The sequence below is a fragment of the Nostoc sp. FACHB-110 genome, from assembly GCF_014697425.1.
Classification (GTDB): domain Bacteria; phylum Cyanobacteriota; class Cyanobacteriia; order Cyanobacteriales; family Nostocaceae; genus Nostoc_B.
On sequence record NZ_JACJRU010000002.1, the window covers coordinates 277,020 to 291,160 of the forward strand.

General features: G+C 39.4%; 4 protein-coding genes. All 4 read right to left on the reverse strand.

Annotation, left to right across the window (positions count from 1 at the left end):
* Nucleotides 1-42: 42 nt before the first annotated feature.
* A complete protein-coding gene (locus H6G69_RS03580) occupies nt 43-6,012 on the reverse strand; it encodes a type I polyketide synthase (protein WP_190681678.1) in 5,970 nt (1,989 codons plus the stop codon).
* A gap of 63 nt (nt 6,013-6,075) precedes the next feature.
* Nucleotides 6,076-6,948 carry a TauD/TfdA family dioxygenase gene (locus tag H6G69_RS03585; RefSeq protein ID WP_190681681.1) on the reverse strand — a complete coding sequence of 291 codons (873 nt, stop codon included), beginning with the start codon at nt 6,946-6,948 and terminating at the stop codon, nt 6,076-6,078.
* Between the two features lie 74 nt (nt 6,949-7,022).
* On the reverse strand, nt 7,023-8,279 hold the full coding sequence (locus H6G69_RS03590) for a glycosyltransferase (protein ID WP_190681684.1): 1,257 nt from the start codon (nt 8,277-8,279) through the stop codon (nt 7,023-7,025).
* 52 nt (nt 8,280-8,331) lie between these two features.
* On the reverse strand, nt 8,332-13,653 hold the full coding sequence (locus H6G69_RS03595) for a non-ribosomal peptide synthetase (RefSeq protein WP_190682035.1): 5,322 nt from the start codon (nt 13,651-13,653) through the stop codon (nt 8,332-8,334).
* Nucleotides 13,654-14,141: the final 488 nt, after the last annotated feature.

Sequence of the window (14,141 nt, forward strand, 5' to 3'; positions counted from 1 at the left end):
CAAAAGTAAAAAGGGACTGCTTGAGGCATACCCGCATCATAATTAATTAACCTGACTTGCTATAGCTTGATTAATTGCTGCCAAAATGTGATCAATATCGTCTTGATTCCATTGACTTAACTTAAATTCGGCAAAGTCTGAAGGTGTAAAGTTTTTGGCTGAGGAAGATTGACTATCACTAATTAGTGCTTGCAGTGCTGCTTGAAAATCTTGAGCTAACTTGTTGATTGTTTGTCGGCGGTATACATTATGACTGTAAATCAATTCAACTTTGAGTTGATTTTGAACTATCAAGGCATTAATTTCTAAAAGATGACTGCGTTGTGCGCGAGAACTGCGGGATAAACCAGCAAATTTTGGTGATAACTTAAATAAAGCAGACTCTGGTACAGTTTGTTCGTAGTTGCCAAGATAAAGAAAAAGTACCTCAGCAGGTTGTAGCGATCGCAATTTTTCTGTAATAATTTCATCACTACTCAAATAGCGCAACACCCCATATCCCAAACCTTGATTGGGAAAACTCCGAATTTGCTCTTTCACTTGTTTTAAAATTGCCGTAGTTTCTTCAACTTCCCCAATTTCCAACAGCATAGGGGCAATATTCGTAAACCAGCCAACTGTACGGGATAAATCAACATCATCAAAAATTACATCTCGACCATTTCCTTCTAAGTCAACTAAAAAGGCAGAAGTTCCCGTCCATTGTCTAAATGCTTGTGCTAAAGCCGCAAGTAATAAATCATCTGTTTGCACTCGATAAGTGGCGGCAATTTCTTCTTGTAAAGCCTGTGTTGCTTCTACACTCAAGGTGACAGAAATTGTTTCAGCAGATGCCACAGTATTAGCACCATCTGGATAATCTACTGGTAAAGGCGATACCCAGTCACGTTCGGCTGCTAACCAATAAACCTGTTCTCTTTGTAATTCGATAGATTCGGCATACTGAGTTAGCCGCAAAGCCCACTGTTTAAATGAAGTGGTTTTTGCGGGTAGTTTAATTAATTTTCCTTGGCTGAGTTGTTGGTATGCAGTTTCTAAATCTGCCAATAAAATTCGCCAAGAACCAACATCAATGGCTAAATGGTGAATTGCTAACAGTATCCGGCTTGGTTGATGACTACCTAAGTTAAAAAAGACAACCCGCACAATGGGGCCAGATGTCAGATTGAGACTTGCTTGTATTTCACTAATTAATGCTGTAAATTCTGGTTCTTGCTGTTGTAATGATAGTTCTGATAAATCTATCTCTTCAAATGGTACAACTTCATCAGAACTAGCATTAATTTGTTGCCAACTTGCTGCTGTAGTTTGAAAACGTAGCCGCAAAGCATCATGCTGAATCAGTAAATTCTGGACTGCTTGTTGCAAGAATCTTGGGTTAAAAGATTGTTGCACTTCTAACACCACTGTTTGATTCCAGTGGTGTGCATCAACTAAATTCTGCTCAAAAAACCAGTGTTGAATCGGTGTTAGGGGTAATTCTCCTGTGACTAATCCCTGTTCGCTCAAAACTGTTTGTGTTCTGCTAGCAATTTCGGCTAATTGGGCAATAGTGGGGTATTCAAATAAATGCTGATTAGTAAACCGCAAACCTGCTTTGTTAGCTCTAGCGGTAATTTGAATACTCAAAAGCGAATCGCCGCCTAATTCTAAAAAGTTATCTTCAATTCCTACCTGTTCAATACCTAAAATTTCTTGCCAGATGTGAGCAATGGTTTGTTCTATTTCATTTCTGGGGGCAACATAATTATTTTGTAAGGATGGTCTAGCGTGTAATGTCAAGTCATGAGGTTGAATATTTACTGAAGGCTTAACCCACTGGGCGATTCTAGCTGCTAAATTAGTTGTGGAAACAACTATTTGATTAACTTTATTTAAAGATAATACTCGTTTAAATACCTCAATGCCTTGATGATTATTCATGAACAATTGCGTCGATATTTCTGGTTTAGCTGCCAATTCTGGAGCGAGTTGACTAGTTAACCAGTTATCCCAATTTACACTTATCCAAGGTGTAGAATTTGTTTGGTTATGTTGATAAACAAAAGCATCAGTAAAGTGATGGGCTGCGGGATAAGCTGCCATTCCCAATGCACCTAAAATAGATGACAAGGAAGATATCAAAATACAAAAATCAAGCTCTATTTCTTGTACTAATTCTGCTAAAATATACAGCCCATATCCATTAGCTTTGAGTTGTTCTTCGCATTCGCTTCTAGATATTTCTGCAACTGTTTTAAATAACTTAATCCCAGCAGCATGAATCACGCCATTTATCTGACCAAAACAAGCTGTAGCTTGAGTAATAGCTGTTTGCATTTGCTCAGAATCAGCTACATCCGCACGCAAAACGAGAATTTCTGCACCTAGTTGTGCTAGTTCTTCTAACTTGCGGATTTTACTGCTAATTTTATCTTGTGCGTCGTGATTTATCAGCCATTGTTGCCATTCATTTTGGCTAGGAAAAGTTGAAGAACTAATTAATATGAGTTTTGCTTTGAATGTTTTTGCTAAATACTCTGCAATTTCTAAACCAATACCACCCAAGCCACCAGTAATTAAATATACTCCTGCTGTCCGTAATTTGGGTGTTTGGTCATGATTTAGCCGTAGTGGTTGATAAGATTGTACCCAACGATGATGCCCACGATAAGCGATCGCACTCTCAAATTCCTGAGCAGAGAACTCGGCTAAAATTTGTTCTACAAGTTGCTTTTCGGCCACTGTCCCAGCCGCAGGTAACACAATATCCAGACTACGACAGGAAATATTTGCATACTCTTGCGGAATGGTTTTACACATTCCCAAAACAGTTGCCTTCGCTGGATTTAATTTTTCTACACCTGTTACATCGTAGATATCATTAGTCACAACCAAAATATCTACAAGTTGAGTAATATTGTATTTATCAAAAGACTGTGCCAAAAATAACAAGCTATAAAAACCTAGATTTTGGCAATTCTCAAAATACTCAATTCCTGATGTTGTTAATTCCGCAGGTGTGACACTCCAAAGGTGAAAAATTGCATCGGGAATTTGACCGCAAAATTGCAATTGTGCGATTAAAGAATCATAATCATCCATCTGGCTGGGATTGATACTATATTCCTGCTCACTGAGTTTATTAAACTGCTCTCCTGGGTAAACGACAATAACGCTGTTACCCTCATCAATTAGACATTTGGCGATTTGTGAACCGACTTGGCAAGTATCTGCAAATATCAACACCTGTTTTGCCGATTTCACAGTTTGGGGGGTAATTGCTTGTTGCCAAACAGGAAGATAAAACCAGTCGGCAACGTCAGGCTGCTGCTGATTAACCGCAACAGACTCACTAGCTGGTTTTTGAGGTTCTAGCCAATAACGTTGACGTTCAAACGGATATGTCGGTAGAGGCAGGCGACAACGACACTCACAATTGTTCAAGCTAGACCAATTTATGGCGACTCCCCATAACCAAAGACGACCAAGTGTATTGAGTAAAAAGGCTACATCTGCTGATTCTTCTTGGGGATGGCGTAAGGAAGACAGTATCGCCTGTTGAGTTATGCCTGCTTGTTGTTTGGCAAAGGTACACAAAGTCCGCCCTGGCCCGACTTCCAGCAAAATTCGGTTTGGTTCTAGCAATAACACAGAAATGCCATCGGCAAATTGTACTGTGTGCCTTAAATGACTTGCCCAGTAATTTACATCAGTAGCTTCACTAGCAGATATCCAAGTCCCGGTGAGATTAGAAATAAAGGGAATTTGCGGTGGCTGTAATCTGATTTTTTTAACTTCCGCAATCAACGCCTGCAAAATCGGTGTCATCATCTGGGAATGGAAAGCATGGGAAGTATGCAGGTGGCGACATTCTATGCCTTTGGCTAAGAGTTGTTCAGACAATACATCTATCGCTGCATGAGTTCCTGACACTACACAAGAAAATGGTGCATTACTCGCAGCTAAAGATAAGTTTTCGTTGAGTAAGGGTTTAACCTCTGCTTCTGATAAGGGAATCGATAGCATACTCCCGCTTGGTAATTGCTGCATGAGTTGGCTACGCACAGCCACAAGAGTTAATGCCTCTTCCAAAGACATCACACCCGCAAGACAAGCGGCTACATATTCTCCAATGCTATGACCAATCATCGCACTAGGAAGAATACTCCACGACATCCACAACTGAGCCAAAGCATACTCAATGACAAATAACGCAGGTTGGGCAAAGGATGTTTGTTTGAGTTGTTCTTGTGCAGTAGTTGTTTCAGGTTCACTAGGATAAATAACTGTACGTAAATCTAAATTTAATAATGGTTGAAGTATCCAACAGCAACGGTCTACAGATTCACGGAAAACTGACTCTGTTTGATAGAGTTCTTTGCCCATGTTGACATACTGACTACCTTGCCCAGGAAACATAAAAGTAATTGGGCGGTCTGATGGTTCTTGGTGATGGGTGTAAACTCTTTGGGTAGTTCTATTTTGCAGAGCATTGACGGCATCTTGAATATCTGTACACACCAAGATACGCCGATGATTAAACTCTTTGCGTCCTACTTGCAAAGTGTAAGCCACATCCGCCAAATTTAAGTCTTGATTTTGCTGCAAGTAATTCGCTAAATTCTGCGTTGCCATCTCCAAGGCTGTAGCAGTTTTAGCTGATAGGCACAATAGTAAATATTCACTTTTGATTTTTGATTTTTGACTTTTAACTTGTAATGGTGCTTCTTCTAAAACAACATGAGCATTCGTCCCTCCCATCCCCAAAGAACTCACACCAGCACGACGCGGAGATAGTACTGATTTCCATTGGGTGAGTTGGGTATTGACGTAAAAAGGACTATTGGCAAAATCTATTTCGGGGTTGGGACGTTCAAAATTTAAGCTGGGGGGTATTTGTTGATGTTTGAGGGCTAAAGCTGTTTTGATTAGACCTGTGATTCCGGCGGCGGCATCCAGATGACCGATGTTTGTTTTGACAGAACCTATGGCACAAAAATTTTTTTTATCGGTACTGGTGCGAAAAACTTTGGTTAAAGCTGCAATTTCAATGGGATCACCTAACGTTGTACCCGTACCATGCGCTTCAATATAGCTGATGGTGGCGGGTGGAATTCCGGCTAACATGATGGCTTCAGCTATCGCTTCTGCTTGTCCATCGACGCTGGGCGCTGTATAGCCAACTTTCATGGAACCATCGTTATTAATTGCCCAGCCTTTAATGACTGCATAGATGTGATCATTATCTGCGATCGCATCCTCCAACCGCTTCAGTAAAACAACTCCCACACCATTACCAACGGTTGTGCCTTGGGCTTGGGCATCAAAAGCACGACAACGACCATCAGGAGATAAAGTGCCACCTGGCTGATACAAATAGCCTGTTTTGTGCGGCACTCGAATCGATACTCCTCCGGCCAAAGCCATATCACATTGATAATTCATTAAACTTTGACAAGCCAAAGTAACAGCTACTAACGAAGTAGAACAAGCTGTTTGTACAGTCAAACTCGGGCCAGTTAAATTTAATTTATAAGAAACACGAGTAGCTAAAAAATCTTTATCGTTGCCAATTAATTTTTGATAAGACTGTGCTGAACCAACTTGGTCACTATTTAAATCAAAAGATAAATAATTATTTAAACTCGCACCAGCATAAACTCCTATGCGGCTATCACATCTATCAGCATCATAACCAGCACTTTCTAAAGCTGACCAAGCACATTCTAAAAATAACCGATGCTGTGGATCTGTAATTTCTGCTTCTTTAGGATTAAACTCAAAAAAAGCCGCATCAAATAAATCAATATTTTCTAATATACCACTGGCTTTGACATAGTTACTATCTTCTAAGCAACTAGGATTAATCCCTGCTGATAATAACTCCTCATTTGTTAGCTGAGAAATTGATTCGATGCCCGCTTGTAAATTTTGCCAAAATTCGGCAATATTATTAGCACCAGGAAACCGCCCTGACATACCAATAATTGCTATTCCTTCCATTGCTGTTTCAGATTCTATATTACCCATATCTGGTTACTTGGGTTCAATTAAAATAAATTTTTGACACAGAAATTCCAGCGAAATTTTTGGTTATTTCATATAACTCAGAAGAGAGTAAATTCGGCGTTTTCGATCAGTAAAGGAACGCCGACCATGTAAAAATCTCGAATTATCAATCATGACTAAATCGCCAGTTTGCCAAGATATGACTTCAGTTAAATTATTCATCACTTGTTGAATTTGATTAATCACTGGTGATGGAATAGGTGAATTATCATCAAAAGTGACTACGCCTCTGGGATTTTTGTACTCAGCAATTAAACTATTGGCAAACGCATCTTGATGACCATATTTTGTCTTAACTACCGCCGAACAAACATATTCTAAAGAGATAGACTGGTCTTGATTAATTGTGTAACTTAATCCAGAAATATCACCGAGCGTGCGTTTAACATCAGCTAAAGTGGCACTACTTCCTAAAAAACGCTTCCAGTCAGCCGCCGGAAACTTCTGCCAGAATTTGATTTTTGTAGCCAGAAATAACTGTTGTAATTCTTCACTTAATTCTTGCCAGACGCGCACACCATCCCAATATAAAGTTTCACCGCCTTGAGCAGCAGGTACACCACAACAAAACCAAATCACATCAGGCCGAAACGGAGAATTAGCATTTTCACAATGAGGGCTAACATAGTGCATCCCTGGGTCTACTAAAGTGACATATTTATTTCGGGAATCAACTATTGGTCTATCTTTATCTAAGACAAACCTAGAACTGAATTTTTCAGCAAATACTTTCATCTGTTCATAATTTACCTGAAACCCTCTAAAAAGCAAAATGCCAGTTTCTTGAAATGTCTCTAAGATATAACTAACAGATAAGCTTTGGATATCTTGAGTTTGGCTACTATCATTCAAAATTGTCGGCAGATTATTTTTAGGAATTAACTTTGCTTCAGCCACTTTTTTCTCCAAAATTACATACTAGTAAATATTCCTCAAACAATTTGATCACAATTGTTAATTTCTTTAAGCTTTTAATTGTATTGCTCAGTTAAACTAGGAGATTGAAAATAATAATTCAATATCTCAACAGCAGAATTCACACCATTTTCGGCTCTGATTTTTGCGCCCATAGCGGCTGCATTTCTTTGGATATTTTTATCGTTGATGGCAATTTCAATAGCCTGCGCTATGTTGGCAGCTGATATTTGCTTTTGTAAAACTGGTTTTGGCCCTAAGCCTAGTTTTGGCACTATATATGCCCACAAAAACTGATCTCCTTCTAAGGGAACTATGAGCGTTGGTACACCAGAACGCAAACTACTCATGGTTGTGCCTGTACCACCATGATGTACTATGGCAGCCATTTGAGGAAATAGCCAATCATGAGGTATTGACTCTATAGAAAAAACCTGATGTGCTAAATCTTGGTTGTCAGTTTGATTAAAACCCATCCCTCGAACTACGGCGCGTCTTTTTGTTTGTTTTAAGACATCTAAAATCATCTCTTTTGTGACTTCTGAATGTCGAATTTCAATATAAACAGGCGGCGCACCAGCAGCTAAAAATTCAACTATATCAGCAGGGGGTTGCCAATTACTAGGACGGTCTAAAAACCAGTAACCAGTAACGTGTGCTGTATCAGGCCAGTCAGCAGGTTTAGGTAAAACAGCAGGGCTATAGCTATAAAGAAATGGCAAGTTTTGTTCCTGCATTCGATGGGATATTCCTAACCAAAATGGCAAAGATGGCAAGTTTAATGTTTCTTGTCGCCATTGATTAATGGAGGGACGTACAGCTTGCCATAAAAATTGATCAAAAAACTGATAACTCAGCTTATTATATAAACCTACCAAAGGCTGAATTATGGGCATATAGGGATTAGGAAAATCAGCGGTGGCATGATGTGGTTGTACACAAGCGGCATAGCATGGAATACCCAGTTTTTCTGCTATGTCATAAGCAGCAAAAGCATAAACATTAAATATAATAGCTTCTGCATCTTGACATACATCCCATAATTGATTTAGATAACTACCTTTAAATGGGTTGAAGACAACTTTTTGAGTTTCTATGATATCAAATGGGTTATGACCAGGACGTAACTCTGCAAATTCAAAGTTTTCACAATCTATTGTCTTGAGTGGAAATCCATAACTACTAACTAATTTTTCTTCATCGGGTGTAATAACAAACCTGATTGCATGACCAGCTTTTCTTAATCCGACAGCTAAGGCTACATAGGGGCGAATGTCACCACTTCCACCCCAGGCGACAATTGTAATATTCATGTTTTTTAGGGCTACTGAGCTAATGTACTGGTTGCCAAAATATAGCTTTTAATCATAAATTTTTACCTCTATTTGCTAATTTTTTATGTTTTTGCAAAGCTAATTTTTGCTTTTGAATGCGATTGTTTAAAGTTGCGAAATCAGGGTCTTTTATATACCCTAAATTTAGGTAATTAGCTAAGGATTTGATAGTTGAATTCTGAAACATTTCTACAATAGAAACGTCACTATTGAGAGTTGCTCGTAATTTATGATTTACCTGCACCATTAAGAGTGAGTTACCACCTAAATCAAAAAAATTATCATTTCTGCCAACTTTTTCTAGATGTAATATCTCTAACCAAATTTTAGCGATCGCTCTTTCTAATTCAGAATTTGGTGCTTCATAAACCTGTTTTAAACTAAGGTGGTGATTTTCAGGGATAGGTAATGCTTGACGGTCTATTTTACCATTAGGTGAAAGTGGTAATTTACTTAATTCCACAACAACCGCAGGAACCATATAATCAGGTAGTTTTTCTTTAAGATAATCCCTTAATTCTGAGGAATCAAATGTTATATTTAAGGGAACTACATAAGCTACCAATCGCTGATGGTTGGGGATATCTTCTCTAGCTACTACTAACGCTTCTTTAACTTTGGGGTGTTGTCTTAATAAGGCTTCAATTTCTCCTAATTCAATCCGAAAACCTCGCAGTTTTACCTGGTAATCTATTCTGCCTAAATATTCAATGTTGCCATCATCACGATAGCGTGCTAAATCACCTGTTTTATATAAAAGTTGTCCTGGTGTAAAAGGATTAGCAATAAACTTTTCTTGGGTCAATTCTGGTTGATGCCAATAACCACGCCCCAGTCCTACACCACCAATATGTAACTCACCACTAACACCAATGGGAACAGGTTGTAAATATTTATCTAAGATATATATCTGAGTATTGGCAATCGGACGACCAATAGGCACTATTTGATTATGGCTATTTGCCTGACAAGCCCAATAAGTTACATCTATTGCCGCTTCTGTGGGGCCATAAAGGTTGTGTAATTCGGCGTTTAATTTTTGAAAAAAGCTTTGTTGTAGTTCAAAAGATAGTGCCTCACCACTGCAAATTACTCGTTTGATACTAGTACAAGTTTGAAGTTCTGTTTCTGCTAAAAACACTTGCAACATTGAAGGCACAAAGTGAAGTGTCGTAATTTTTGCTTGGGCAATTAGTTGCACTAAATATTTACTATCTTGATGTCCGCCTGGTTGGGCGATAACTAAACTTGCACCTGTTAACAAAGGCCAGAAAAATTCCCAAACTGAGACATCAAAGCTGAAGGGTGTTTTTTGCAAAACCTTATCAGCTTTTGTGAGTTGGTATGTATCTTGCATCCACAATAGACGGTTACACAAGCCTTTGTGAGTGTTCATTGCCCCTTTGGGTTTTCCTGTAGAGCCAGAGGTGTAAATCACATAAGCTAAGTTTTCTGCTGTCACTTCACTATTTGGGTTTTCCCCACTATATGCAGCAAACTCTTGCAAGGCTTTGTCTAAACATACAATTTGCGCTTGATTTGTTGGTAGTTGTTGGCGCAGATGTGGTTGCGTCAACAACACCGATACTTGAGCATCTGCCAACATAAATGCTAAACGCTCTTGAGGATAAGTAGGATCTAAAGGCACATAAGCACCACCAGCTTTGATAATTGCCAATATGCCAATTACCATCTCAAAAGAGCGTTCCAGACAAATACCAACTAATACATCGGGTTTAACACCCAAAGTTTGGAGGTAGTGAGCGACTTTGTTAGCACTTTCGTTTAACTCTTGATAGGTAAGTGTTTGATTGTTAAAAATAAGCGCAATATCATTAGGTGTGCGCGTTACTTGCGCGGCAAATAATTGATGAATGCACTGGTTTTGAGGATAGTTTGTTTGGGTATCATTCCATTCAACTAATAGCTGATGTTTTTCACCGGTTGTTAACAACGGTAATTCTGCAATCACAGTTTCCGGCTCGGTGACTATACTTTCTAGTAGTGTCTGGAAATGTCCTAGCATCCGATGGATAGTAGCAGTCTTGAACAGATGAGTGTTATATTCTAAAGTCGCTACTAAACCTTGTGCTTTGTCCTCGATAAACAAAGATAAATCAAACTTAGCCGAGCCGCTATCACCTTCACAGAAAGATAGGGAAATATCTGATAGCTCTGGATTCGGAATTGGGACATTTTGCAGCGCAAACATAACCTGAAATAGCGGGTTGTGGCTAAGATGCCGTTCAGGTTGTAGTTCTTCTACTAATTTATCAAAAGGTAAGTCTTGATGAATGTAAGCTTCTAAAGCTGTAGATTTGACTTTTGCTAGTAACTCTTTAAAACTCGGCTGTTTTGATAAATCAGTCCGCAATACTAAAACATTGACAAAGAGTCCCATCAATGATTCGACTTCTACAGAGTTACGATGAGCAACTGGCGAACCAACTAAGATATCTGTCTGCCCTGTATAGCGGTACAGCAAGGTTTTAAAAGCCGCTAACAAGGTCATAAACAGAGTGGCATTTTCTTGATGGCTCAGTTGTTTTAATGAGTCTGTCAGCTGTTGGGATAAGGATATTTGAACTTTCGCACCTTTGAAGGTTTGTACAGGCGATCGCGGATAATCACAAGGTAAATTTAATATGGGCAGCTGACTACCTAAACGCTGTTTCCAGTATGCTAGTAGAGTTTGAATCCGCTCTGGATGCAAATTCTGACGTTGCCAATGGACAAAATCTACATATTGAACAGGCAATTGTGGCAGTAAAGAAGGTTTTTGATGAGCGTATGCTTCATAGAATGCTGCCAATTCTCGCATGAAAACGCCAATAGACCAACCATCCGCCACGATATGATGCAAGGTCATCAACAATTGATATTCATCATCAGTCAAGCGTAGCAACAAACCACGCACGAGCATTTGACTAGATAAATCAAACTGATGTTGTGCTATTTCTTGTGTTATACCTTCTTTTGCATCTGGCAGATTTCGTAAATCTTCAACTGGTAAATGAAAGTCAACAGTCGGATGAATAATCTGCACAGGTTTTCCATCCACTAAGACAAAATTTGTCCGTAAAATTTCATGACGCTGAATAATTTCTTGCAGGCTTTGGGTGAGGGCTGCAATATTTACTTGCCCTGTCAAATTAATCACAATTGGAATATTATAAGCAGGCGTATCTGGTGCTAACTGATGAATAAACCACAATCCCTGCTGAGAAAAAGATAAAGGATGATAATTAGTATTTCTGGCAATTTTAGTGACAGTTACTAATGGCAACTCACCCGCAGTAATTTCGGCAATTATCTTGGTTGCTAATCCTTTGATGCTCAAACCTGCAAAAAAATCGGCGACAGATACAGCAACTTCTACATGATTTTCAATGCGATTTTTTAACTCAAATACTCTTAAAGAATCTAATCCTAAACTACTGACAGGCTGCTGAATATCAATTTGTGCGGGTGAAATTTTCAATACTTGTGCTACTTGCTCAAGTAAATAAGTCTCTAATAATATTTGTGATTCCTGCGGAGTCAAAGACAAAATAGTTGCCCGATTTAACTGAAGATGATATTCTGTTTCATCAACATTCACACTATCAAAAATACTACTATTGACTATTTGTAATTCTCCAGCTAAGAACTCCGCTTTAGTGGCACGGCGTTGAATTTTTCCACTAGAAGTTTTAGGAATAGTACCGGGTTTAATCAGAACTACCCCATATACTTGTACTTCATGTTCTTGGGCTATGGCTTGGCGAATTGCAGCTATGACTTCTTTGCAGTTTGGTTTGGCGCGAAACTCTAATTCTTGCACCACAATCAGTTGTTCTTGATTTTCAACCTCTAGACAAAAAGCTGCATTCCCACCAGCACGCAAGGATGGATGAGCGCGTTCTGTGGTGAGTTCAATATCTTGCGGGTAAAGATTGCGCCCCCGAATAATAATTAAATCTTTGGCTCTACCTGTAATAAAAACTTCGCCTTTGTCTAAAAAGCCTAAATCTCCTGTACGCAGAAATGTTGTTTCTTGTGTATCTGTCAAACAAGCATAAAAAGTTTGTTTTGTTTCAGTTGGACGATGCCAATAGCCTTTACCAACACTGGGGCCAGATACCCAAATTTCGCCTACTTCTCTATCTTGACAACGAGTTAAGGTGTCTGGGTTAACAATCACGACTTGCTGTTGTGGGACACTGCGTCCACAGCCAACTAAGGTGATGGAATTATCGGCGTTAGCATCTGCATCTATCACATAGTTGCGTTCTAAAGCGTTTTTCTGCACCGATAATTTACTCACTAATGCAGATTTGATGCTACCAGATACCATCAAAGTAGCTTCTGCCATACCATAACAAGGATAAAAAGCTTCGGGACGAAAACCGCATTCAGCAAAAGTAGCGGCAAATTTCTCGAGAGTTGCATAACGAATGGGTTCCGCACCATTGAAAGCCACACTCCAACTGCTTAAATCTAAGCTTGAGCGTTGGGCGGGGGTGATTTTTTCAATGCAGAGTTCATAGGCAAAGTTAGGCGCGCCACTGGTGGTTCCTTGGTAATGAGAAATAGCTTGTAACCAACGATAAGGACGCTGGAGAAAGGCGGCTGGCGGCATCATAATACAAGGAAATCCGCCATACAAAGGTTGTATTATGCCACCAATCAGCCCCATATCATGATATGCAGGTAGCCAAGTGACAAATTTACTCTTAGGGCTATGTTCCATATACTGGCGTGTCACTTCTGCATTGTGTAGCAAGTTGCCATGAGTGAGCATTACACCTTTGGGTGTGCCAGTAGAACCAGAAGTATATTGGAGAAATGCCAGGCTATCTATATTAATTAAAGGCTCTTGCCAAGCTGTTTCTATACCTGGTGCGAGGTTATCTGTGGTAAGCCAGTGAAGATGATTTATCTCAAATTTATCGGCAAGTAAGGACTGCAACTGCGCTTTAATTGCGGTTGTTGTCAAAATGACAGCTGTTTGTGCATCGTGTAAGATGGCTAAGATTCTCGGGGTGTTGCGTTGGTTGCGCGGTGGGTAAGCTGGGACTGCTACTACGCCTGCATAGAGACAGCCAAAGAAGGCTCCTAAATAATCAATCCCTGGTGGATAAAGCAATAAAGCACGCTCACCACTTAAACCTAATGTTTGCAGTTGAGAGGCGATCGCTTTACTTTGGCGATCTAATTCTTGATAATTTAAAGTTGCGCTGGGCGTTTCACCATCTGCCAAAAAGGTAAAAGCCTCTATGTTTGCTTGTTCTATCGACCTGTAACGCAGCAGTTCTACCACTGTCGCACACTTACCGAGCATTTCGTCTAGATCGTTGACATCTTGATTCATCGCACTTTCACAGCCCTGATGCACAGAACAAATCCTTAAAATTGACTAGCAATAATCAACTTGCTTGTAGGCAATATTTAGCGACAAGCAGCTTTGCATTGACGCACGCGTTTATGCCCTTTTATTGCGATCGCACTCATCTTTGATTTTCACTTAAGTTATTGCTATTAATTTTCAATTATTTTGTAGCATAGAACAACTTAACTCAGATGGCAAGCACCTATTTATTGTTATCAACAAGACTTATCAGTGTTTTACTACCATCAAAACGACAGCATACATCAAATATACTGCTATAGGAGCAGGAGAAATTTTATTTTTGGCAAATTACAAACAAAAAATTTCTCCTAAAGGTGCTACAAAGGCTGTGATATAAGCATTCGCGGACACGGCGAGAAATTAACATCAGCAATAGACAAGTTTCAATAAATACTTGCCTGCTAAAAAGGTTTATGATAATGTTTCCTAATAGTTCAGGAAGCCTAGCT